At 42.5% G+C, this 24,160-nt stretch carries 19 protein-coding genes and 1 tRNA gene; 2 read left to right on the top strand and 18 right to left on the bottom strand.

Annotation, left to right across the window (positions count from 1 at the left end; genetic code table 11):
• Positions 1 to 545: 545 nt before the first annotated feature.
• Positions 546 to 621: transfer RNA gene (locus AAEY79_RS03105), tRNA-Glu, on the top strand.
• Positions 622 to 987: 366 nt separating this feature from the next.
• Here the strand turns inward: AAEY79_RS03105 and AAEY79_RS03100 are convergent.
• From AAEY79_RS03100 to AAEY79_RS03045, 12 genes are all read right to left on the bottom strand, one after another.
• The gene (locus AAEY79_RS03100; RefSeq protein WP_025651355.1) at positions 988 to 1,611 is read right to left on the bottom strand and encodes a BLUF domain-containing protein; all 624 of its coding nucleotides are present in this window, start codon (positions 1,609 to 1,611) and stop codon (positions 988 to 990) included.
• Positions 1,612 to 2,052: 441 nt separating this feature from the next.
• Entirely contained in the window at positions 2,053 to 2,829 is a 777-nt protein-coding gene (ispD, locus tag AAEY79_RS03095) for a 2-C-methyl-D-erythritol 4-phosphate cytidylyltransferase (protein ID WP_051395118.1), read from the bottom strand.
• A 397-nt stretch (positions 2,830 to 3,226) separates the two neighbouring features.
• Positions 3,227 to 3,535, bottom strand: coding sequence for a septum formation initiator family protein (locus AAEY79_RS03090; RefSeq protein WP_068407112.1), 309 nt, complete (start codon positions 3,533 to 3,535; stop codon positions 3,227 to 3,229).
• Positions 3,536 to 3,671: 136 nt separating this feature from the next.
• A complete protein-coding gene (gene eno, locus AAEY79_RS03085; protein ID WP_201566152.1) occupies positions 3,672 to 4,988 on the bottom strand; it encodes a phosphopyruvate hydratase in 1,317 nt (438 codons plus the stop codon).
• A 322-nt stretch (positions 4,989 to 5,310) separates the two neighbouring features.
• The gene (locus AAEY79_RS03080; protein WP_352287198.1) at positions 5,311 to 7,671 is read right to left on the bottom strand and encodes a cation-translocating P-type ATPase; all 2,361 of its coding nucleotides are present in this window, start codon (positions 7,669 to 7,671) and stop codon (positions 5,311 to 5,313) included.
• Between the two features lie 309 nt (positions 7,672 to 7,980).
• Entirely contained in the window at positions 7,981 to 8,205 is a 225-nt protein-coding gene (locus AAEY79_RS03075) for a heavy-metal-associated domain-containing protein (RefSeq protein WP_025651350.1), read from the bottom strand.
• Positions 8,206 to 8,584: 379 nt separating this feature from the next.
• Positions 8,585 to 8,839 carry a heavy-metal-associated domain-containing protein gene (locus AAEY79_RS03070; protein WP_025651349.1) on the bottom strand — a complete coding sequence of 85 codons (255 nt, stop codon included), beginning with the start codon at positions 8,837 to 8,839 and terminating at the stop codon, positions 8,585 to 8,587.
• A gap of 27 nt (positions 8,840 to 8,866) precedes the next feature.
• A complete protein-coding gene (gene kdsA / locus AAEY79_RS03065; RefSeq protein ID WP_201566154.1) occupies positions 8,867 to 9,742 on the bottom strand; it encodes a 3-deoxy-8-phosphooctulonate synthase in 876 nt (291 codons plus the stop codon).
• A 428-nt stretch (positions 9,743 to 10,170) separates the two neighbouring features.
• Positions 10,171 to 11,805: a CTP synthase gene (locus AAEY79_RS03060; protein WP_352287195.1), complete on the bottom strand. Its 1,635-nt coding sequence runs from the start codon at positions 11,803 to 11,805 to the stop codon at positions 10,171 to 10,173.
• A gap of 230 nt (positions 11,806 to 12,035) precedes the next feature.
• Positions 12,036 to 13,121, bottom strand: a complete 1,086-nt coding sequence (locus AAEY79_RS03055; RefSeq protein WP_025651346.1) for a porin — start codon at positions 13,119 to 13,121, stop codon at positions 12,036 to 12,038.
• A 299-nt stretch (positions 13,122 to 13,420) separates the two neighbouring features.
• Positions 13,421 to 14,530, bottom strand: a complete 1,110-nt coding sequence (locus tag AAEY79_RS03050) for a porin (RefSeq protein ID WP_025651345.1) — start codon at positions 14,528 to 14,530, stop codon at positions 13,421 to 13,423.
• A gap of 526 nt (positions 14,531 to 15,056) precedes the next feature.
• Positions 15,057 to 17,261, bottom strand: a complete 2,205-nt coding sequence (locus AAEY79_RS03045) for a malate synthase G (protein WP_352287191.1) — start codon at positions 17,259 to 17,261, stop codon at positions 15,057 to 15,059.
• Between the two features lie 590 nt (positions 17,262 to 17,851).
• Between AAEY79_RS03045 and AAEY79_RS03040 the strand changes: the two genes are divergently transcribed.
• Positions 17,852 to 18,619, top strand: a complete 768-nt coding sequence (locus AAEY79_RS03040) for a tRNA-(ms[2]io[6]A)-hydroxylase (protein WP_173239943.1) — start codon at positions 17,852 to 17,854, stop codon at positions 18,617 to 18,619.
• Positions 18,620 to 18,745: 126 nt separating this feature from the next.
• Here AAEY79_RS03040 and AAEY79_RS03035 read toward each other — a convergent pair whose 3' ends face one another.
• The 6 genes from AAEY79_RS03035 to mtgA all read right to left on the bottom strand — a co-directional run bounded on the left by AAEY79_RS03035 (position 18,746) and on the right by mtgA (position 23,845).
• A complete protein-coding gene (locus AAEY79_RS03035) occupies positions 18,746 to 18,952 on the bottom strand; it encodes a hypothetical protein (protein ID WP_025651342.1) in 207 nt (68 codons plus the stop codon).
• A 111-nt stretch (positions 18,953 to 19,063) separates the two neighbouring features.
• Positions 19,064 to 19,426 carry a hypothetical protein gene (locus tag AAEY79_RS03030; RefSeq protein ID WP_201576361.1) on the bottom strand — a complete coding sequence of 121 codons (363 nt, stop codon included), beginning with the start codon at positions 19,424 to 19,426 and terminating at the stop codon, positions 19,064 to 19,066.
• A gap of 58 nt (positions 19,427 to 19,484) precedes the next feature.
• The gene (locus AAEY79_RS03025) at positions 19,485 to 19,730 is read right to left on the bottom strand and encodes a hypothetical protein (RefSeq protein ID WP_201576364.1); all 246 of its coding nucleotides are present in this window, start codon (positions 19,728 to 19,730) and stop codon (positions 19,485 to 19,487) included.
• Positions 19,731 to 19,833: 103 nt separating this feature from the next.
• A complete protein-coding gene (locus tag AAEY79_RS03020; RefSeq protein ID WP_352287188.1) occupies positions 19,834 to 20,004 on the bottom strand; it encodes a hypothetical protein in 171 nt (56 codons plus the stop codon).
• Between the two features lie 405 nt (positions 20,005 to 20,409).
• Positions 20,410 to 22,584 carry a polyphosphate kinase 1 gene (gene ppk1, locus AAEY79_RS03015; protein WP_227691678.1) on the bottom strand — a complete coding sequence of 725 codons (2,175 nt, stop codon included), beginning with the start codon at positions 22,582 to 22,584 and terminating at the stop codon, positions 20,410 to 20,412.
• A gap of 574 nt (positions 22,585 to 23,158) precedes the next feature.
• The gene (gene mtgA, locus AAEY79_RS03010) at positions 23,159 to 23,845 is read right to left on the bottom strand and encodes a monofunctional biosynthetic peptidoglycan transglycosylase (RefSeq protein ID WP_201577200.1); all 687 of its coding nucleotides are present in this window, start codon (positions 23,843 to 23,845) and stop codon (positions 23,159 to 23,161) included.
• Positions 23,846 to 24,160: the final 315 nt, after the last annotated feature.

Below are 24,160 nucleotides of genomic sequence, written 5' to 3'. Positions count from 1 at the left end.
ATCGTTTGCTAAAGTTGACGATAGTAATTTTGCAACACCTTGATGACTTTGACATCTTGATTTCACAATCAATAAGGATATGATTGATACCATGATAAGTAAGGTGGCTACTTGGGCCAATGTCATGTAGCGCTGTTAAAAGGAATTAATAGCTCACTTACTTGCCACTATTTTGCTCTCAAACAACACCTTTATATCCTATAGATGGTTTAAGTCGCTCACACTGCCCTGATAGCTGAGGTTATTGATATCGATAATGCCCCTGCTGTTAAGGCTTAATAAGAGGGACTTTATTATGGATCCACAGCTTAAATTATGGGGCACCATCATCGGTTATATGCTGCTCGCCTTAACCATTAGTGGCTGCACATCTTTATGGATTCGCCACCATTTAAAGAGTAATGACCTACATCCAAGTCGTGCACTCAAAAAAAGATACTTAATATTAAAAAGACGAAGAAAAAGGCTTGACAGCAAACGCAGACGCCATTAAAATACGCACCACTTCAGCATAAATGGTGAAAGCAGCTGAAGCGTTGTTACTAGTCCCCATCGTCTAGAGGCCTAGGACACCGCCCTTTCACGGCGGTAACGGGGGTTCGAATCCCCCTGGGGACGCCACTATTTGGCGTCACTGATTAGCACTTTTGCTGTAAAGCATAAAATAAGACTAATAAGCGTACCATCAAAAAGTCCGGTCACATTCTATTGTGACTGGACTTTTTTTATCTCTGTATATTCTCTTAATATTTCAGATGACTACACTACTAACGCTGCCAGCTTACAACCCTCTCCACTCTCAAATATAGACGGGCATGGATACGGTATCACTGACTAGCCACTTATTAATTGTTTGATTATCTATTTCGAGCGCTGATCTTCTGATAAAAAAGTGCCTTATCAAATTTTTATCGCAAAAAAGCCAGCAATCTTAGCTGGCTTTTTTTATAAGCTGTCTATCCATAATATCTTAAAAATTATGGCAAGCTAAAAAATCTTGTCTGATAACACAAACCAAAGAAGTGCCAATATAATGAGTGCACCCAATACCGTCTGAATTAAGAAAAAGGCTTGGTGCTGACCAACGACTTTACCTAGCGTTAAACCTAAGGTGCTGTATTGGATCGGCTGACTGTCGATCTCGCCTGTTCTGACCTGCTGTTCATAGTAACCTTGCAAGATATCTAAAAACTCCGTCCATTCGTCAGTGTTCCACTCATAGGGCTTGAATGGCATAAACCTTTTAAGCTTAGGCTCTTTAATCATCCAACGTTCAAGAGTGATAGAGCGCAATGACCAACCAGCGAAACGACGTTCTGCTAGCGCAGAAAAATCTAAAATGTTTAGATCTTTATGTCTATCGTCCATTACTAAGCGATTTTTGAGATTGGTTAATGCTTGTTCGCTACCTTCTACGCACTGTAAAAAATAACCATTGCCGTAGCAAAGAATACCCGTAATATTATCAGTTTTGTTACGCTTGCTGGCGACTTCTGCGATATCGTTCAGTGTACTGGCATTTGATAGACCAGTCGACGTAATGCGGCTCAAATACACAAGTTGGCAGAGGTCTGTCGTGACTGGATTTGTTGAACTATTGACTGTTGACAATCAGCTTCTCCCTATTATCAGGTAAATTTAGCTAAGACAACCATACTAACTTTTGAAAAACACATAGAGACAAGACAATTAGGATGTCAAATTGGCTTGATACATTATTGATTTTATAAGTATTTATATTAATTGTATTAAGTTGGTTACAACATAGTTTAGTTTGGTCATCAAAGCAACCTATGATTATCTTATAACACTACTTATGTATACTAAACAATCATTTAGCATTATATATATTGAGTATGTGACATATAACGATATATTTTTGCTGTCTAGTACGCTACTTTTTAAGAACAAAAATGGATATCAGCGGTGCCTAATGTATTGATATTACTTTTCACTGACCATAGCTAACGGCTTACGCGTTAAAATGAATAGGTACAGTAAAGCAATCACTCAAAAATTTTAAGTGATTGTTTAAATATCTTTAAGAAATGATTAGGACTGAGCGTTGAGAATCGCTGCTAGCAATGTAGCGTCGTCTGGATAAGTGAGTTTTATGTTTTGACGACTGCCAGTCACTAAACGTATAGGGAGATTTAGATGTTCAAACGCGCTTGCTTCATCGGTAATATCTAGCTGATGCTTAGCGACATGTGCGAGTACTTGCTGCAACTCACCTAGGCGAAATACTTGTGGGGTTTGTGCTTGCCACATATTACTGCGGTCGATAGTGCGTTTAGCATAAGAGTGTGAGCTGCTGCTATTTATCGATGTATTAACAAGCTCAGATTGAGCAGTAGAATAGACATATGACTCTTTTAGCGTATCAGCCACTGGCGTCGCTAAGATAGCACCATAAGGCTCTGACATCGCTGCCTCGATAACTTGATTAATATCATTACTGGGAACGGCAGGGCGCGCGGCATCATGAATCAGCACTAAATCTGAATCGTCAGCACCTGAATGACTGATTGCCTCTACCCCTGCCTGTACTGATTGCCAACGTTCAGTGCCGCCAATGGCATAATATATAGGAAGTGCAAAATCAAGCGTCTGCGCTGTGCTGTCATCTGCTGCGATGACCAATAAGCACTTGTCAATATAAGCACTTGACGCAAGCCGTGCCACGCTATGCTGTAGCAAAGTCTGCCCTTGCAAGATTGTATATTGCTTAGCAATAGACGCACCGAAGCGACTACCGCGACCAGCGGCGACAATCATGGCGTGTATATTAGGTGTGGTATTCATAAGGTGGTTTTGATTGATACTCATGGTTGGATTCCATGATGATAGGACGGGGAGGAAGTGAAAAAGAGGTTTAGATTTAAAAAAAAGATTTTAGGGCGTGTTGAACATTCACAAATAGGCACTGCTGATTGCTAAAATGGTTTCATACAAGGCGCAAGTCGACGATAATGTTAATACCTTAGCTAGACTTGCAACGCAGTATGGGGCGATTTTAGCATCAGCCTGTAGGGACAGGACTGTTTTTTGCCGCTTCTGTGTTAAAAATAGACGTTTAGAAAGACTAAACTTAAGATTTTTAACGTTGAATCGCCTAAAAAATAGTCTCTGTCAGTGCCATGGTCGAATGTTCAACACGCCCTAAGATCAATAATGTCTCTACTATAGGTGATAGAAGAAATTCATTTTATGAGGTTGAGAGCAATCAATAACGGCTGTGCGTTGTCGGCGCTGTTGATACTTGTACAAAAGTCTCATTTGGCTTGATTAAGCCCAAATCTAAACGCGCGTGCTCTTCTACTGCCTCAAGGCCGGTTTTTAGATCATGAACGTCCGTACGCAGCAAGTTATTTGCCGCTACTTGATTGTCATTTAAACGCTGTTGTTCTTCAATCTGGGTCAATAATTTATGATGCTCAAATTGACCGTTTTCACCCAGCCAATACTGGTATTGCAGCCCTAACAGTACAGCGACCGCTAAAGCAAGTAAGATAAATTGGCTAAAGTATTTCATAAAGTATTAACGCCAAGTGATAAAGAGATAATAATTAAAATCGAAAAAATTAGATTAACTGATTAGGCGCTATATCATCCTGTGAATGACAATATAGCGCTTAAGTCTACACTAAAATTCTTAGCTACTCAGCTTATTAGCCACGTAGACCGATAAACTCTTCACGGCCACGGTAGCTTGCTCGTACTTGCTGCTCAATACGTAATAACTGATTGTATTTCGCAACGCGATCTGAACGGCATAGTGAGCCCGTTTTAATCTGACCAGCAGCTGTACCTACTGCCAAGTCTGCAATGGTGCTATCTTCAGTTTCACCTGAACGATGCGAGATAATCGTTGCATAGCCGTTTTTCTTCGCCAGATAAATCGCATCTAGCGTTTCTGACAAGGTGCCGATTTGGTTAAATTTGATCAAAATTGCATTGGCAATATGCTTATCAATCCCTTCTTGCAAGATAGCAGGATTGGTCACAAACAAATCATCGCCAACCAATTGGACTTTATCACCAATCTGCTCGGTCAAATACTTCCAACCATCCCAATCAGACTCATCAAGACCGTCTTCGATAGAGATAATAGGATATTGACGTGCCAAGCCTACTAGATAGTCTGAAAAGCCTTGGCTATCAAAGGATTTATTACCCTCGCCTGCCAAGATATATTGACCGTCTTTGTAGAATTCGCTGGCCGCGCAATCTAACGCCAAATGAATGTCTTCGCCTGCTTTATAGCCGACTTGCTCAATCGCTTGCATGATAACGGTGATGGCTTCTTCATTGCTACGCAAGTTTGGGGCAAAGCCGCCTTCATCGCCAACCGCCGTATTCAAGCCTTGTGCTTTGAGGACAGATTTTAAGCTATGGAAAATCTCTGTACCGGCACGCAGCGCTTCTGAGAAGCTAGTAAAACCAACAGGCTCAATCATAAACTCTTGAATATCAACGGTGTTATCCGCGTGCTCGCCACCGTTTAAGATGTTCATCATCGGTACCGGCATCGTCAATGACGTCTGATTGCGCAAGTTAGCGATATACTGATGTAGTGGCAGATTTTGTGACTTGGCAGCTGCTTTGGCAGTTGCAAGAGAGACTGCTAGCATGGCATTAGCGCCAAGGCTGTCTTTGTTTTCTGTACCATCGAGCGCAATCATAGCATCATCAATGCCTTGCTGCTCGGTGACATCTTTGTCCATCAATGCACTGCGGATCTGGCTATTAACGTTGGCAACGGCTTTTTTGACACCTTTACCCCCATAGCGACTTTGGTCGCCATCACGTAGCTCTAATGCCTCACGTGAGCCAGTTGAGGCGCCACTTGGGGCAGCAGCACGACCGATCGTGCCATCAGCTAAGATGACATCGGCTTCAATCGTTGGGTTACCGCGCGAATCTAAAATCTCACGGGCGCGAATGTCTTTAATTGCGGCGACGTTGGTGGTTTCTTCAGCGTACATAATATCTGTTAATTCCTTTGGTCATGCCAAGTTTGTGGGATAAATAACGGCAACTAGAATACAAAAAAGATAAAGTAAAATATCGTATAGCACATATGCTCAAACCAGCTTTACTTAGCTATATGATCAGTAAGTTTTGAGCAGGATTAAAGGTATTTTTAATACTTTAACCCTCAGCTATAGTGCTTGGCATCATAGCATAAATTTTATCAAACTTCCCTTATCTTACACCAACTTGCGCGCATAAAACCAGATATAGTCAGCAATAATCAGCCGTTATCAAATCGTATTATGAGCGCTATTATTGGCAGTAAAGCAACACCTATGCTTTTGTTAAACGTTCGCTATCAGTGTGTGAGCCAGATACCGTATTACTGAGCTCAACCTTGGTTTTAAATCGTGTTAAACGTAGCGCATTCATTAATACTGAAATAGAGCTCAGCGCCATCGCCGCGGCAGCAATCATAGGATTTAAAAAACCAAAAGCAGCAAGCGGAATACCAAGGCAATTATAAATAAAGGCAAAGAATAGATTTTGTTTGATATTGCGTAGTGTTGCATTCGCAATTTTTTGCGCCGCATCGATATGCATCAGCGACTCACCCATCAAGCGTGCAGAGGCACTATGTTGGGCGACATCCGTACCTTCAAACATGGCAAAACTGGCATCAGCGGTTGCCATCGCTGGCGCATCGTTGACGCCATCGCCTGCCATCGCTACTTTGTGACCCGCTGTTTGCAATAGGGCAATTTGGCTCGCCTTGTCGCGTGGGCTCATTTTGCCATAAGCCTGCTCGATACCCAGCTGCCCTGCCACATGGTCGACGACCGACTGCTTATCACCACTCATCAAGATGACATCGATGCCAGCATCTTGCAGCGCCTTAATTGTTTGCGGTGTATCCGCTTTTAAATCGTCCGCTAGGGCAAAAGCACCAAGCGGCTCATCATTAATACTAATCGCTACGGTACTGGCAATTTGCCATACCTTGGGCATCAGCTTCGGCAACGTCAAATTAGCAAACTCTGCGCTACCAACTTTTACCAGTCCCAACCCTTCGATGTTTGCCTGTATGCCTGCACCTTTGATGACGCTAATATCAGTGACAGTCATTAACGGTAAGTTGCGTTCACTAGCCGCGTTAATCAATGCCGTCGCTAAAGGATGGCTAGCGTGCGCCTCAACGCTGGCGGCTATTTGCAGCACATCATCAACAGCAAGCGATTTATCCACCATCACCTGATCGACGATAGTAGGCTTACCAATGGTCAAAGTCCCCGTTTTATCGAGCACCACCGTATCGATATTACCTGCCGCCTCTAAGCTTTGCGCATCTTTAAACCAAACGCCATGACGCGCGGCGACGCCCATACCAGCCATAATGGCCGCTGGTGTGGCTAAACCTAAGGCACAAGGACAAGCAATAACCAACACCGATACTGCATGCATTAAGGCAGTATCAATCATTCCCGTTAGCCACCACGTTAGCCCAAAGGTGATGAGTGCAATGGCAACGACGACTGGGACAAAAATGGCCGTTACTCTATCAGCAAGGCGCGCTAAATTGGCTTTTGAGCCTTGCGCATCGCTGAGCGCTTGCACCATGTCGCCAAGCTTGGTATCGCTACCTTTAGCACTGACGCGATAAAGCAAACTGCCGTTTTCGACCAGTGCTCCTGCTAATAAACCATCGCCTACTTCTTTTTTGAGCGGTACCGACTCACCCGTTAAATGACTCTCCACACACCAACCGCTACCATCGATAACGACCCCATCCGTTGCAACACGGCTGCCTTGTTTGGCACGCAAAATATCATCAATTTGCACATCTTTAAGAGCCACATTATGAAAATCACCATTTGGCTGTTGCTGTTCAACTTCATCAGGCGTTAAGGACAACAATAAATCGATACTGTTAAGGCTGTGCTTTTTAGTGCGCTCTTCTAGATATTTACCCGTTCGCACAAAAGCAATGACCATGACGCCTGCTTCAAAATACACAGCAGGGCTATTGCCAGTTCCATGACCACCAGCGTGACCACTTTGCAATAGACTGTTTAACGTGCCATCGCCATGGGTCAGCCATAGATAAGTCGAGTACGCCCATATGGTTACCGTACCAATGACGACCAGCACATCCATATTAGCAAGACCACCTTTGATGGATGCCCAAGCGCTTTTATAAAACGGTAAAGCAAATCCGAACTGTACAATCGTCGCTAGGATAAATTGAATCCAAACTGCTGGCATCCACGCCATACCCTGTCCAACGAGCATGCCTGCCATACCAACCAAGAACGGTAGCAAACAAACCCACAGCGCAATCAGGCGCCATGGATAAACAGTTGCGGTATCTTCATCCGACTTAGCAAACAAACTATCAGCGGCCTGCAAATTGGCCACAAAACCAGTTTTATTCACCCATTCTGTTACCTGCTCAGGTGTGGTTTGCGTTGGATCATAATCGACGTTAGCCGTCTCGCCAGCGAAGTTGACGTTGACTTCATAGACCGCCGGCTTCTTATTAAGGACTTTTTCAATGCGAGACGCACAAGCCTGACATGTCATGCCATCAATGGCCAGCTGCAGGTGTGCACGCTCCGGTGCAAGCGTTGTATTGGACTGAATATCAGTCTCAACTTCATAGGATTGCTCAGTGGCGGTACGGGTAGCGTCATTCATAGAGAGAACTCGTTATTGCGTTAAAGCGCATGATAGCGTTTATACATTTGGGCATTCGTTTGCGCGAAAAAAACTCAGCGACTTGATAAAATTTTTAGGCAAAAGCGTATTTGAAGACCAGTTTTCTAAAACTACTGGGATAAATATTAAATGGTTATGATTAGCGATAATTCAAATTTTTCTATTGTTTCAACGCATCAAGACCTATTGGTACATACATAAAAAGCAGTTAGTTATTGCTGCCTCATTATTTTTTAGCCATTAAAAAAACCAGCCATCAGAGCCGGTTCTTTTATAAATAAAAAAATCTTAAGAGTTAGCGACGGTGGCATCAAAGCCTGCTTCCTCGATAGCCGATGCAATAGCTTCTGCACTGGTCTTACTATCATCGAAGCTAACTGTTGCTAGATTGTCAGTGAGATCAACAGTAATAAGATCTAAACCATCAATCTCACCAGTAGCAGCATGGACACTTGCCACACAGCCACCGCAAGTCATGCCATCAATTTTAATAATACGTGTTTGATTTGCCATGGTAGGCTCCTTATTTTTGTAAATGAATTTTTATTAATTAGGGCGTGTCTTCAATTCACTCGATAGTTATCTAAATGAGCTAAAAATGGCTAAATCTTGCCAAACATCGTCAAATAGCTGATTAATATCCCGATATTATCTGCGCTATTTTTCTTATTTAACGGCAATTTATCTCATTTTTATCACCATTTTTGAAATGAAGACACGCCCTAGTATTTTTATAAGTCAAATAAACTGCTTTTATAGTTTTTTATAACATTCACTTTAAATGCAGGATGTCACTAGCATAAGCCGAATTGAAGCGAACAACAAGTTTGACTGCTAATATCTTTAAGAAAGCACTTTATTAAACGACTTTTTCTTTATAAGTGCCTCACCGCTAATCATGATGATGTGGATTTTGCGGTGAATCAATCGGAAACGGCTGGGTAACATAATCGACCATGCTAATCGCGGCAGTTAACGCATGGATACTGGTATCGGTATCATCATAGCGTACGGTAGCAACGTCCTTAGCAGGATCAAGCTCAATCTCAGTGACTCCTGTAATATTCTTAAGCGCGGTCATCAAGCTATCAAGACCTTCCGCGTCATCGATATTGTCGATACTGACGTGTGCAATTTGTATGGCCATTGTCTTACCCTCTTATCGTTTATAGCATTAATGCGTATCTAATACTTCAAAGCCTTTGACCAACTCATCAATCTGCTTGAGTTGACGTAAGAACGGCTCTAACTGACTGGTTCTTAAGGCACACGGACCATCACATTTTGCGGTTTCTGGGTTCGGATGCGCTTCCAAAAATAGCCCTGCCAACCCTGTCGCCATACCTGCACGTGCAAGGGTGGTGATTTGCTCACGGCGTCCACCGGCGCTATCACTACGACCGCCCGGCTGCTGCAAACTATGGGTTACATCAAAGAATACCGGTATATCCATCTGCTTCATGGTATCGAAGCCTAGCATATCAACGACCAAATTATTATAACCAAAGGCACTACCACGCTCACAAAGGATGAGCTTATCGTTACCACCTTCAAGGCACTTGTTAACGATGTGACGCATCTCATGTGGGGCTAAAAACTGGGCTTTTTTAATATTGATAATCGCATCGGTCTTCGCCATCGCATGCACCAAATCCGTTTGACGCGACAAAAATGCTGGCAACTGGATAATATCCGCAACCTCAGCGACGGGCGCGGCTTGATACGGCTCATGCACATCAGTAATAATCGGCACTTGGAACTTTTCTTTAATTTGCCCCAGCCAATCGATACCCTTCTCTAGACCTGGGCCGCGATATGAATGCAGACTTGAACGGTTGGCTTTATCGAAACTGGCTTTAAAAACATAGCCGATACCCAAACGCTGGCAAATCTCGACATACTGCTCGGCAATCTCGAACGCCAATTCTTTGGACTCTAAAACATTCATGCCACCGAACAATACAAATGGCTGGTCGTTGCCTATATTAATCGTATTGCCACTTGGCGTCGTAAGCTCTATATGCGATTGTGCAGTTAATAAATTTTCCATAAAGTAGTGACCCTCATTATTGTTATATACTGTTGTTATTAATATTACTCTCCCATATTGTAACCGATAGCCCAATGAATAAAAGTATCCAAGCGTAATTACATCTCGCTGATACTGTAGATTACTTAATCAAACCGCTATTGCTAGGGCGTGTCCTCATTTTAAAAATGGTGATAAAAATGAGATAAATTGCAGTCAAACAAGGAAAATAGCGCAGATAATATCGGGATATTAACCAGCTATTTAACGATGTTTGGCAAAATTTAGCCATTTTTAGCCCGTTTAGATATGATCAATTGAATTGAGGACACGCCCTAGAAAAAACTATTAAAAAATGGCTAAATAAACAGTCAAAAAAAAGACCAATCCGCAGATCAGTCTTTTCATTTATGTTAAAAATTCATTTTAAAACAGCAAGGCTTTTAGTATTATTTAGTATCGCTATAGATTTTTGCGGCTTTTACAAAGCTGTTAAACAGTGGATGACCACCGCGTGGCGAGCTGGTAAATTCAGGGTGGAACTGTACCGCGACGAACCATGGATGATCGCTAATCTCAACCGATTCGACTAAATGTTGCTTGGCAGAATAACCTGATATAGTCATACCTGCTTGCTCTAACGGCTCGATATAACGATTGTTCATCTCGTAACGATGGCGATGACGCTCAGTGATATTACTAGCGCCATAGATTTGGCTCAGCTTGCTACCTGCGACCAGCTCGGCTTGCTGCGCGCCTAAACGCATGGTGCCACCAAGGTCTGAATCATCACTACGAATTTGCAACTCACCGCGCTCATCTAACCATTCAGTGATCAGACCAATGATTGGCTCAGCCGTCTTGCGATCAAACTCAGAAGAGTTGGCATCGATATTCATCACATTACGCGCGTATTCAATGACGGCCAACTGCATACCGAGGCAAATCCCTAAATATGGCACGTTGTTTTCTCGAGCATAAGTAATGGCTTTCATTTTACCCATAGTACCGCGTTCACCAAAGCCGCCTGGTACTAAGATAGCATCGGCGTTATTAAGCTGTGCAAATAGGGTATCGTCACCTTCTAAACGTTCAGCATCGATATAATCAATCTTCACATCTGCCTTGTGCGTGATACCTGCGTGTAATAAGGCTTCGTTAATAGACTTATAAGCATCAGGCAGCTCGACATATTTGCCGACCATTGCCACGGTAACAGTGGATTCAGGATTGAGCTGGGCTTCAACGACTTTGTCCCAATCGCTCAAATCGGCTTCAGGTACATCCAAACCAAAGCGCTCACAAATCAAATCATCAAGATCTTGCTCATAAAGGGTACGCGGTATTTGATAGATACTTTGTGCATCTTCACACATGATGACCGCACGTTCTTCGACATTGGTAAATAGCGCAATCTTACGGCGATTGTCTTGTGAGATGTGATGATCAGAGCGGCAAATTAAGACATCAGGCTGTAAACCAATAGAACGCAGCTCTTTCACTGAATGCTGGGTAGGCTTGGTTTTGGTTTCACCCGCACTCGCAATATAAGGGACTAGGGTCAAATGCATTAGCATAGCGCGATTGCGACCTAGCTCTACTTGCATTTGGCGTACGGCTTCCATGAAAGGGAGTGACTCGATATCACCAACCGTACCGCCAATCTCGATAATAGCGATATCATAACCTTCACCACTGGCAAGAATCTTGCTCTTAATCTCATCGGTAATATGCGGGATAACCTGCACAGTGCCGCCAAGATATTCACCGCGGCGCTCTTTATTCAAAACGTTTTGATAGATACGACCACTGGTAAAGTTATTACTTTTACTCATCTTAGAATGACGTAAAAAACGCTCGTAATAACCCAAATCTAAATCCGTCTCAGCGCCATCTTCGGTGACGAACACTTCGCCATGCTGGAACGGACTCATCGTACCTGGATCGACGTTAATATACGGATCCATTTTGGTCATCGTCACGCTCACGCCACGTGCTTCAAGGACTGCGGCAAGAGAGGCTGCGGTAATACCTTTTCCTAGTGAGGACACTACCCCACCGGTCACAAATATAAACTTGGTCATAGTACTCTGTCGGTAATTGGTAAAGAAGGATTTTACTAAAAATACGCTACAAAATATAGGGCAAAAGCGCAAACTCTTTAAAACACTCAGTTTTTAACGCTTAATTGTCATAAGTGCGTAATCATCGTAAATACGTAGCTATTATAACCCACTGCGGCTTTAAAAAGGTCACAACAAAAAAACTCACCCCGAAGGATGAGTTTTTTATAATACGTTTTCTAATGTTTAGATTAGAATTTGTATTCAATACCCGTACCTACAATCAAGTCATCTTTGTTATTGTCACGGCTGATTTGCCCTGCATAAATATGACCCGTGGTCGCTTTATTGAATGCATATTCTCCACCAACTGCGATTTCATTTACATCAGCATCTTTTACGCCTTTTTCGTCAGTGGTATTAACATACTGTGCTTTAACTGCCCAAGGTGTTGCACCAACTTTATATTTACCACTAATTAGCCAAGATTTTTCATCTTCACTGGCTTTGTTAACGCGGTTGTTGTTAACGATGCTATAATTATCGTAGTATTGGCTTTGTTGGTATAGAGCACCTAAAGTTAAGCCCGAAACCATATTCATTTTGCCCATATCTAAACCAGCAACCAAACGCCACGTATTATCAATCACGCCAGTATTTACATTGTTAGCACCCATGTCTTTGTCATAAGCACCGGCTAGATAAACACCATTTTTGTCATAGGCTAATAAAGCAGAATAACCGTTATCTTTTACTTTTCTATCACGATAGACTGCAGGCTTCGCACCAGATGCTGCGGAAACGAGAATATCACCGTCGGCATCAGTTTCTGATAATGCGGTAGCTGCCATAAAACTCACTGGCATACCGACAATAACAGGTGATTGATAGGCCACCATATTGTTAGCACGGTATTCACCTGAAACACCCGCATTTTTAATATCAAATAAGCTATCATTAAACACGTCAACTTTGTTTTGTGCAAGTTTCAATGGGGTATCATGGCGTCCCGCTAGTACAGTACCTAAAGTGTTGTGGGCTAAGCCTACATAAGTATTACGTGATCTAAACTGTTGGCTATCGTCATCAACATCAATACCATATTCCAATTGATAGACTAATTTAGTGGTATCAGTAAGATCATCTTCACCTTTAAAACCGATACGTGATTGATTAGAGTTAAGTTTAAATGTATCTTCATCTGTCTTGTTAGCTGCATCGTAGTCTGTACTAACATAATCTAAGGTTAAAAATGCTTTACCATATACAGTTGGCGCAGCATGGGCAGCAGAAACTGAAAGTGCAGCGACGGCTGTGGCTAAAAGTAATTTTTTCAAAGGATATCTCCACTTTACGATTTGAGTGATAAATGGTCTAAGATCATTAGATATATAATGGCAAGGTCCTATACCTTCGAAACCATATATATAGCGAGCCATAAGAACTGCTTAGACATAACTTTACCAAGCAAATATTACAGTAAGATGAAAAAACCAAAGTTTACACAAATGTTATTATTAATTTTACGGATTCTGTTATTTAAGACACGCTGTTGTTCAAGACACAGTATTGATTACAAAACAAAAAAACCCACCCCGAAGGATGAGTTTTTTATAATACGTTTCTAATGTTTAGATTAGAATAAGTATTCTAGACCGCCACCGATAGCGAGTACATCAATATCACCACGTAAGTCGATTTCATTAACATTGCCGTCTTCGTCTCTCGAACCAAAACGACCATTGTTTAATTCCGCTGAATTTAGACCAGCATAGGCATGAGCGATCATATTATTTTTAAACGCATATTTGCCACCTACAACGACTTGATTTGAGTCATTATTCTCAAGACCACTGATATTGTCGGTTTTGTCATACTGAATATAAACAGAGGCTGGACGGGCAAAATTCGAAAGACCCATTTCAGCACTCACCACTAAACCGTCCTCTGTTGCAGTAGTAGTACCGGCATAGTCAGCTTCTTGATATAGAACGCCTAACTTTACAGGAGCTGCGATATATTTACCTAAATCGACGCTAGCACTGCCACGGATAATATCACCACTAACACTCATGTCTTGCTCATAAGCAATACCAGCGGTAATGCCTGTACCTGGATCAAACATCAATGAGGCACCATAGCCTGCGTCACGATCACTCTCAGATATAAAGTCTTCATCAGCACCATACATCAGCGCAAGCGCTAATGGTAGGTCATTGTATTTAGGCGCTTTCCAAACGATTGAATTATTGATACGGTTACCAACGGTCGGGGTCAAAATATTAGCAAAGCTGTCGTTGTTGTTCAGAGTACTAGAGCCAAGATTATCCCAATAACCTTCATTAACTGATACGTTATTGATATAGTCAATGACTGTGTAGTTACGACCAAAGCGGAATTCACCGAAGTCTTTATTTTTTAAACCTAAATAAGTATCACGACTTTTGAAGCCAATGTTATCGCTACCACTATCATCAACTTGAACGCCGTACTCTAATTGGTAAATTACGTCAGTGTTGGCCGTTATCGCTTCAGAGCCTCTGAAGCCTAAACGTGAAAGCTTAGAATTAACTTGTAATGAACCGTTGTCTTCATTAATTCTGTTATTATTATCCATATTCTGACCATCAATTTCAGCATTAACGTAATCAGTAGTAACGAATACTTTACCATAAACGGTAGGTGCTGCCTGTGCTGCAGATACAGATAGGGCGGCGATTGCTGTCGCTAAAAGTAGTTTTTTCATGGGGGTATCTCCACTTTACAATTGTAGTAATGAGCAAGCTGTGATTAGCTGGCGCCCATAATGGTATCGTCACAAATCCTCAAAGATATAATGTGTAACTAGCTACCGAGATTGGTCAGAAACAAGTGTGGCGAAGTTCTATTACAGTAAGATAAAAAACCATGACTCACATGACTGGGATTAAACAACGTAACTGCCATGTAAACTTAAGTCTTATGCGTCCTACTGCGTAACATCCGTTACCAAACTCATACTTAGAGTATAAGCATAACAACTTTGACATAATTTGCAACATATTTTTAAGTCTTTGATGACGAAAAATCCTTAAACCCATATTTAATCTAAGGTTTAACGATTGTTCAGATAAAAACAAAAAAAATACCCCTACTTGCCATTGGCAAATAGGGGTAACTTTTATAAATAAAGTAGAAATACATTGCTTTAAGTATGCTTGAGTAATACTAAGTATTGAAGGACTACTTAACCATGGATAAGTAGCCCTAAAATGGCTTTTATAAATAAGGAATTAGCAATGCGTATTGGCTTTTAAGTCTAAACGCGCTTGATGCAATAATGGCTCAGTGTAACCACTTGGCTGCTCACGACCTTTAAAGACCAAATCGCAGGCAGCTTTAAAGGCGTAAGAATTATCGAAGTTATTGGCCATTGGCTGATAGCCATTATCGCCCGCATTTTGCTCATCGACGACTTTTGCCATGCGCTTCATGGTATCCATGACTTGCTGCTCGCTTACCACGCCGTGATGCAACCAGTTAGCGATATGCTGACTTGAGATACGCAAAGTAGCACGGTCTTCCATTAGACCTACATCATTGATATCTGGTACTTTAGAACAGCCAACGCCTTGGTTTACCCAGCGTACGACATAACCTAGGATACCTTGAGCGTTATTATCAAGCTCTTGCTGCTTTTCTTCTTCTGTCCAGTTGCTATCTTTGGCCAATGGAATGGTCAAGATATCATCTAAGCTGGCACGCTCACGGGATTTTAAGCTGTCTTGCACGTCGGCAACATTGACCTCATGGTAATGCATGCTGTGCAAAGTAGCGCCCGTTGGTGATGGTACCCAAGCTGTGCTAGCGCCTGCTTGTGGATGGGTGATTTTGCTTTCCATCATCTCTTTCATCTCGTCAGGCTTCGCCCACATGCCTTTACCAATTTGAGCGTGGCCTTGTAGACCGGTCTCTAAACCGATATCGACGTTCCACTGCTCGTAAGCAGGCTGCCATGCTTGCGATTTCATATCGCCTTTACGGACAAAGGGTCCGGCGTTCATACTGGTGTGCATCTCATCACCCGTACGGTCTAAGAAGCCGGTATTGATAAAGATGACGCGCTCTTTTGCTTGGCGAATGGCTTCTTTTAAGTTGACCGTCATGCGACGTTCTTCGTCCATGATGCCGATTTTTAGAGTATTGCGCTCTAGACCCAATAGATCTTCTGAAGCGTTGAACAAATCATTGGCCATTTTGACCTCTTCAGGGCCATGCATTTTTGGCTTAACGATATACATCGAACCTTTGCGTGAGTTCGATAGCGCAGTTTTACCTTTCAAATCATTTAAAGACAATAGCGGCGTGATTAAGCCATCCATCAGACCTTCAAAGATTTGCTCTTGCCCATTACCCAAGTCGACCAAGATGGCTGGGTTTTGCATCAAGTGACCAACGTTACGAATCAATAGTAGTGAACGGCCTGGCAGGATAAGCGTGCTGCCATCTGGTCTGATATATTCACGGTCTGGGTTTTGTTTACGCGTACGGGTCTTGCCACCTTTTTCAAAGGTTTCTTGCAAGTCACCATTCATTAGACCAAGCCAGTTACGATACACTTCTACTTTTTCTTCTGCATCGACAGCAGCGATTGAATCTTCGCAATCTTGAATTGCCGTAATCGCTGATTCTAATAGTACATCTTTAATACTTGCTGGATCATCTTTGCCCACTGGATGATTGCCATCGATTTGAATCTCAGCATGCAGGCCGTTATTCTTGAGCAAAATACCAGTAGGCTGCTCTGCTTCACCAACGAAACCAACAAATTTCGCGGCGTCTTTTAGATCAGTGCTATTATCACCTTGAACAATTTCAAGTTTGCCATCGACCACTTTAAAGCCGGTCACATCGTTATATGACCCTGATGCTAAGGCAAAATGTTCGTCTAGAAATGCTTTGGCATAAGCAACAACAGCAGCACCGCGCGTTGGGTTATAACCACCTGTTGCTTGTTGGCCATTTTCGTCACTGATGACGTCAGTACCATATAATGCATCATATAAACTGCCCCAACGCGCGTTGGTGGCGTTCAATGCGTAGCGAGCATTACGGACTGGTACGACCAGCTGTGGACCTGCAATATGGGCAATCTCGTCATCGACGTTTTGAGTACTGACTTTGAAATCATCACCTTCTGGTAACAGATAGCCAATTTCTTGCAAGAATGTTTTATACGCGGGGTAATCAATTTCGCCATCTTTGGCAGGGTTGTCCAGATGCCATTGGTCAATCTGCGCTTGAATCTTGTCACGAGTTTCTAGCAGCGCTTTGTTACGCGGGGTAAACTCTTTGATGACCTTTTCAAAACCTGACCAATAGCTGTCTGAATCAACACCGACTTTCGGCAGCACTTCGTTTTCAATAAAGTCATACAATTGCTGGTCGATGGCAAGAATGCCTTTTTGAATACGATTGGCGTTAGAAGACTGGCTCATATTGTTATCCTTATCTGTTCGTGAGGTGTGTTAATGCTAAGTTGCTACAATAACGGTGTGAAAATATGTGCTCTTGGAGCATTTATCCCTAGTTTGCTTTGCGGTGAATAAATAGCAAACATGACAATGCGAACTGTTGGTGGTGATTGAGCATCTATTAATGTAATAACTGTTTAAGACTGAATTTGTCTGATGCAGCGTCTGTGATTTTGGGAGTGTCTGTAAGCAGAGCTGTCTATAATTCTTAGGTTTTAATACAGGATTGGCACTTGATATAATGCCTATCGCCCGCTACTAAGTAATGATCAATAGTAAGACAAAATGCCTGAAAAGCAAAATCTCATCCTACTATCAAATAATAAAATAAACAAGGAAACGTCATTCACCAAGTAAATACTTAGGCTGTATAATAATGATACTCTATAAGCCACCTACTCTAGAGGCTTTAATCAATACTTTAGAGTTAGACCATTATACGTTCAGTATAAACTGTAAGTAATCATTACAGCATTCATTTATGCTTAACGGTTATCTATTTAACTTTTAATATTTGATTAAGAGATGTTGAACCTTCGACTATGGCAAAGACTATGAATAATGAAAATATGAAAATCAATAACAGTAATGACAAGGCTGTGAGCGACAGCCATACAGAAGAATACAAGATAGAAAAAGACGGTCTAACAGAGGAAAGTATGGAACCAGACAGTATCGATATCGCACAACTGCGCACCCCTATTAAGGTCGACTTATCTGTTGTCTATGATTTTCTGGGAGCGCGAACCACACAGGCTTGGGTGGAGGCTGCCAGCGCTGATGTGCCTTTAATCATCCAAGATCATGCCAATTGCGAAAAGAAAGCAGCCGGTACAGCGATGAATCTACTATTCCGCTATGAGTTTTCTTACGACTTACAGCGAAAATTGGCGCAGTTAATACGTGAGGAGATGCTGCACTATGAGCAAGTCCTAGGCATTATGAATGAGCGCGAGCAAGAGTGGGGATATCTGAGTGCGGGGCGTTATGCCAAAGGGTTGCTCAAGCATAAACGTACGCATGAGCCAGCAGCAATGGTTGATGTATTAATCATCGGGGCGTTTATCGAAGCGCGCTCTTGTGAGCGCTTTGCCGCGCTTGCTGAAGTCATCGATGATGAACGCTTAGCCAAGTACTACCGTTATCTATTAAAATCAGAGAGTCGCCATTTTGAGGATTATTTGGCACTGGCACAATCGCTATCTGACGACAATATCGATGAGCGTGTCGCATTCTTTAAAGAAGTAGAAGCAGAGTTGATATCCAGTCCTGACACTGAACTGCGTTTTCACAGTGGTACACCTGCTGAGCGCTTCAGCTGATAGCTTGTGTCAAATAAGCGCTATGCAAAGATACTCATATCGTATCCATAAAAAAGCCAACACTAGCGTCTTAAACCATGCCTAGCGTTAGCTTTTTTATTTGTCTGTACAGAATATGATGCTCAGTTATGACTGTTTCTTATCTTCCATAAGTGGACTGTCATACTGCTTGGTATTTTTTGCGACATTATGCGGATCATGATCATCAGTCGCTTGCTCTGCAGCGGCTGGATTTGCCTTTTGTAATGCATCATCAGGGACGATACCATTATTATCATCTGCATCTTTGAGCTGATGGTTATCATGGTTAACTGTATCATTAGACTTATTCATAACCGATCCTTATTATAATAACTTTCTTCCACATCGAGCATTCGATAACTTGACTATACTCATATTAATAATGCTCAGATTAATAATATTCAGAAATATCTTGCTAAGAAATCAGTCTTTTTCATCCGGATTTAATACACGAGTTTGAGCGTTATCAACGTTGGCATATCGATTCATATCCGTAATACCTTCACTTTTTGGCGCTTCACTGCCCACGGTATCTTCGTTAATATTGTCATCAAACGGACTGCTGCCCTGTTGATCACGGCGATCTGGCTGGCGTGCTGGGTTGTCATTTTCATTGACATGCTCAGACTCTACTACACCCTCTTCAAAAGTGTCGGTACCTTTATTTTCATTGACGTTTTCTTCGAGCTCCTCATGGTTTTTCACCGTTTGAGCACTGTCTAAAGTTTCATGCGTGTCCGTTTCTGCGATTCGAGTTTTACTTAAAGCAGGATCTCTGGTTTCCATTGTTTTGTCCTTATTATAATTATTGTTTGTATCGATAACATATTGTGCTTATCATTTGTTAGTCGTCTCGACTCAGATCATAAGCATTTAGGTCCGATACGTTTTTGCCACCCGCAGGCAGATCTTCTTCTTTGCGCGGGTCGACATAGACCTCGTCTGTCTCCTGTGAGGCTTGTTCCGGCCCATCTATATTTGGCTGGTACTTTCGGCCTTCGTAGCTGTCTGGCGCATTGTCCGAGTGTAAGGCTGCTGGATCACGAACAGCTACCGCTTCTTCATGATTTGGCTTGGTATTATCTGGCATAGCGTGTCCCTCGCGTTTATGATGTTAATTGTTCATTTGACCTGATCGATGATATTGTTGTTGCTATTGATATCTTTGCTATCAATATCGCTCAAACGGCTCCTTACTTATCTGTCCGTAACTCTTCATCAATAAAAGAGGTTTGCTCTTCTTCACTTAGTGATTTAGGCGCATCGACTTTTTTGTTGTCTTCTAGATTTTTCTCAATCTCTTGACCGTTTGCTTGCTCTGCTGCTTTTTTGATGTCTGAGGTATCATTGTTCGTCGTACTCATGATTTATTTCCTATTTTTATTGTTGACTGAATTTAAAGTTTCTCCGGTGCGGCATCATTATGTACTCAGCCACTTTTAGACAGTTGCTTTTGTTCAGTTACTTTTAGATAGATGAGTGATGAGGTTTTTGATAAAAATAATAAACTGCACCAGAACTGATATTAATTATAGGTAGGATACTGTGAGATTCACCAGTGTACTGCCGTATCAATATGTGAATAAATGTGAGGTTACAAGACAGTTTGTAACTTTGATGCGTTGTTAATACAAAAAAAACCAAGCACTAAGGCGTATCAGCGCTTGGTTAACTCATGACCATAATGATCGACGATATAAGGTACGGTGTTAGCAACCATTGTTTAACAACATCTTGTTTAAACGAGATGACGTTGAGCTTTGTCCAAATCAGTTGGACTCGTCGACACCATTGATCACTTTTAATAAGTGCTCTTGAGCAACGTGTGGCGTCTCACCTGCTGCTGGCTGAAGCTGCTGCCAAACGCCTGTGCCATCCAGTGTCCACGCTTGCGTGTTGTCTTGTAGATAGTTTAGTAGCCCATCCTGATAAATTTGCTTAAACAGCTTTTTGTTTTCAATCGGAAAGGCGACTTCGACGCGATGGAAGAGGTTACGATCCATCCAGTCAGCACTGCCGCAATACAAGCGCTCATCACCATCATTATAAAAGTAATAAATGCGTGTGTGCTCTAAAAAGCGCCCAATAACCGAGCGTACAGTGATGTTTTCAGACAAGCCTTTGACTTGGGGGCGCAGACAACACATGGAGCGCAAAATTAATTCTATTTTGACACCTGCCTGCGAGGCATCGTATAGCTTATCGATCAGGCGACGTTCCGTCAACGCATTAACTTTGATAATAATATGCGCGCGCTTGCCAGCCTTGGCATGGGCAATTTCATCATCGATAAAGCTCATTAACTTTTCGTGCAAGGTAAATGGCGCGTGCAACAGTTTTTTTAGATTGGCAGGCTTGCCCATACCCGTCAGTTCTTGGAAAATTTTGTGCACGTCTTCTGAGATGTCAGGGTCAGCGCTGAACAAGCCGTAGTCGGTATAGACTTTGGCATTGGCCGCATGATAGTTGCCGGTGCCTAAATGCACATAACGGCGAATGCGATCGTCTTCGCGGCGCACGATAAGCATCAGCTTGGCATGGGTCTTGTAGCCGACAATCCCATAGACCACTACTGCCCCAGCCTCTTGTAAAAAATTGGCGACGGCGATATTGGACGCTTCATCAAAACGGGCGCGTAGTTCGATGACAGCCGTGACTTCTTTGCCATTACGAGCCGCAGCAGCCAGTGCCTTGACGATCTCTGAATTGGTGCCTGAGCGGTACAATGTCTGCTTAATCGCCAATACTTTGGGATCGCTCGCCGCTTCCCAAAGCAGATTGATAATCGGTGAAAACGCATGAAAAGGATGATGTACCAAGACATCACCTTTGCGCATGGCAGAAAATATACTGGTACTCTTATCAAGCTTGTCCAGCTCACGGCGAAAGGGTTTTGGCACGATATGGGTAAAAGGCTGATAACGCAGCTTGGGTATGTTAAAGTCGAACAGCAAGCGCGTCAGGTTCACAGGGCCATTGACGCGGTACAGCTGATTGTCATGTAGCTCAAACTCATTAAGCAGGTAATCACTAATCGGTGTTGGGCAATCAGTCGTCACCTCGAGCCGCACTTTGTCACCAAAGCGGCGATTTTCAAGCTCGCCTTCTAGCGCCTTGGCAATATCATCGACATCATCGGCCAAGTCCAAGTCTGCGTTGCGCGTGAGTCGGAACTGATGGCAACCCGTGACATTCATACCGGGGAACAACTCGCCGATATGCTCATGAATGACAGCCGATAGCATGACATGGTGCTCTTTGCCACCGGTCAGCTCGTCTGGCAGACGAATCACGCGCGGCAGACTGCGCGGCGCTGGGACAATCGCCAGATTAATATCGCGACCAAAGGCATCTTTGCCTTCTAAAGTGGCGATAAAATTGAGGCTCTTATTAACCAATCTTGGAAACGGATGCGCCGGATCGATACTTATAGGGGTCAGCACTGGTGAGACTTGCTCAGTAAAATAGCGTTTCATCCATGCCGATTGCTCAGCATTCAGCTCGTCACGTTTTAGATAACGAATGTCTTCCTTGGCAAGCGCTGGCAAGATGTCTTCGTTCAAAATACGATATTGCTTATCAATCGCCTCATGGGTGACGGCGGATAACTCTGCCAACACTTCGCTTGGGCGCATGCCATGCGGACTACTGACCACATCACCGAGGTTTAACTTTTGCATAATGCCAGCGACACGAATCTCAAAGAACTCGTCTATATTTGATGAAAAAATAATCAAGAAAAATAGGCGCTCAAGTAACGGATGACGAGAACTGGCGGCTTGCGCTAAGACCCGCAAATGAAACTGTAATAAGGACAGGTCACGATTGATATAACTGCTGGGTGAATAGCTACCATCTTCAGAGCGCTGCCATGCAATATCGGTCAGCTGCTGGCTCAGTTGCTGTATATTCAGCTCGTTAACAGTGGCATTATCGTTAGTCATGACACTTTTATTCTGATTATTAATATCCACCATACTGCCATCCCCTGTCATTATCGATATATCATCACTGATGTAATTTATTTTTACTGCCATTACCTATCTTTTTTTATGGCTAACTTCACTGTATCCGTAACTTTATTTAATCACTTATTTTAAACAAATTTATTTTGATACCTAGGGTCTGTTGAACATTCAAATGTGGCACTGGCAGTGGCTATTTTTTAGACAATACGCAGTGAAATTTTTGACGCCTAGTCGTTCTAGGTTAGACAATTTCGCCATGTATTGGCAAAAAACAGTCCTGCCCTGAAAGGCTGATACTAAAATCACCTCAAACGTTGTTGTAAACCTAGCTAAGGTCTCGACATTATCGTCGGTTTACGCCTAGTTTGGGACGATTTTAGCAATCAGCAGTCCTAATATTTGAATGTTCAACAGACCCTATATATAGTGGCGTTCATAATATAGTGACGTTCTATTATTGCAACCATATGACTATCAATCATGTCATGAGTTTATCGTACTACTTACCCTGCTATTTATCATTCAAAAAACTACTGTTAGTAAATACTCATTAAGCCGCTTGTGGCAAGACCGCATTCTTCATACGTTTTTTAATAATACGCTGTTTATTACGTAGGCGTCTATCACTGCGATTGTCTTCATAGTATTTAGGATTGGTCAGCATACTAATGAGTAGCGCGGATTCATCACGATTGAGATTGGCAGCAGATTTATCAAAATAATGGTGCGCCGCCGCATCGATACCATAGATGCCATTGCCAAACTCGGCGACATTTAGATAGGCGGTCAAGATACGCTGCTTGTCCCAAAATGTTTCGATCATCACGGTGATTACCGCTTCCTCGCCTTTACGAATATACGAGCGATGCGACGTCAAAAATAGATTTTTGGCCAGCTGCTGAGTAATGGTCGAGCCGCCAGCCGAGGTGGTGCCAGACTCCTCATTTTTTTTCATCGCCAGCTCGATGCCCTTCATGTCAAAGCCATTGTGTTGGCTAAACGTCGAGTCTTCGCTCACTATTGCCGCTTGCTTGGCTGATTTGGCGATGGCATCGTACTCAGCCCACGTCTGCGTGACCGTACCGCCGCTCAAGCGATGGGTAAGCATAAACATGCTGTTGTTAATTGGCTGCGTTTTCCAAATTAATAGCAGTCCTGCCACCAGCATATGAAATGCCACGACCAATAACATGAATGCCAATAACACTCGTTTCATAAATTTGCCAAAACTTGCCATGCGTGCGCTACCTGAGTGGATAAAAAGATAATAAGATAAAATTGAGAATCATAAACTGCAGCTCATCTTACCTAATCTCACAATCGCTGTCATTATTTACCCCATTTCTTTATCATGTCATAACGGCTAAGCCACATTGGTATGTCGGCTTAAAAACAGCACACAAGTATTTTGCGACAAGGCTTAACATAAGAGTAGAAACATGCATAATGATAATAATACCCCACTCTCAACTTTAAAAGTGATTGAAAAAAGAAGAGCACCTCACTAATCTATTGTTTTCGACCAAGAATACAATGGAGTTGTGAGATGCCC

It is taken from the genome of Psychrobacter sp. GW64-MNA-CIBAN-0177 (assembly GCF_040309585.1).
Taxonomy (GTDB): Bacteria; Pseudomonadota; Gammaproteobacteria; order Pseudomonadales; family Moraxellaceae; genus Psychrobacter; species Psychrobacter okhotskensis.
The sequence above is the reverse complement of the archived record's forward strand: the minus strand, read 5'-3'. Positions and strand labels throughout refer to the sequence as shown.

Coding starts and splice junctions, on each gene's coding strand:
- ispD (WP_051395118.1), bottom strand. CDS start 2,829: ATGAGTATCAATCAAAACCACCTTATGAATACCACACCTAATATACAC.
- AAEY79_RS03090 (WP_068407112.1), bottom strand. CDS start 3,535: ATGAAATACTTTAGCCAATTTATCTTACTTGCTTTAGCGGTCGCTGTA.
- eno (WP_201566152.1), bottom strand. CDS start 4,988: ATGTACGCTGAAGAAACCACCAACGTCGCCGCAATTAAAGACATTCGC.
- AAEY79_RS03080 (WP_352287198.1), bottom strand. CDS start 7,671: ATGAATGACGCTACCCGTACCGCCACTGAGCAATCCTATGAAGTTGAG.
- AAEY79_RS03075 (WP_025651350.1), bottom strand. CDS start 8,205: ATGGCAAATCAAACACGTATTATTAAAATTGATGGCATGACTTGCGGT.
- AAEY79_RS03070 (WP_025651349.1), bottom strand. CDS start 8,839: ATGGCCATACAAATTGCACACGTCAGTATCGACAATATCGATGACGCG.
- kdsA (WP_201566154.1), bottom strand. CDS start 9,742: ATGGAAAATTTATTAACTGCACAATCGCATATAGAGCTTACGACGCCA.
- AAEY79_RS03060 (WP_352287195.1), bottom strand. CDS start 11,805: ATGACCAAGTTTATATTTGTGACCGGTGGGGTAGTGTCCTCACTAGGA.
- AAEY79_RS03050 (WP_025651345.1), bottom strand. CDS start 14,530: ATGAAAAAACTACTTTTAGCGACAGCAATCGCCGCCCTATCTGTATCT.
- AAEY79_RS03045 (WP_352287191.1), bottom strand. CDS start 17,261: ATGAGCCAGTCTTCTAACGCCAATCGTATTCAAAAAGGCATTCTTGCC.
- AAEY79_RS03040 (WP_173239943.1), top strand. CDS start 17,852: ATGAATAATGAAAATATGAAAATCAATAACAGTAATGACAAGGCTGTG.
- AAEY79_RS03035 (WP_025651342.1), bottom strand. CDS start 18,952: ATGAATAAGTCTAATGATACAGTTAACCATGATAACCATCAGCTCAAA.
- AAEY79_RS03030 (WP_201576361.1), bottom strand. CDS start 19,426: ATGGAAACCAGAGATCCTGCTTTAAGTAAAACTCGAATCGCAGAAACG.
- AAEY79_RS03025 (WP_201576364.1), bottom strand. CDS start 19,730: ATGCCAGATAATACCAAGCCAAATCATGAAGAAGCGGTAGCTGTTCGT.
- AAEY79_RS03020 (WP_352287188.1), bottom strand. CDS start 20,004: ATGAGTACGACGAACAATGATACCTCAGACATCAAAAAAGCAGCAGAG.
- ppk1 (WP_227691678.1), bottom strand. CDS start 22,584: ATGACTAACGATAATGCCACTGTTAACGAGCTGAATATACAGCAACTG.
- mtgA (WP_201577200.1), bottom strand. CDS start 23,845: ATGGCAAGTTTTGGCAAATTTATGAAACGAGTGTTATTGGCATTCATG.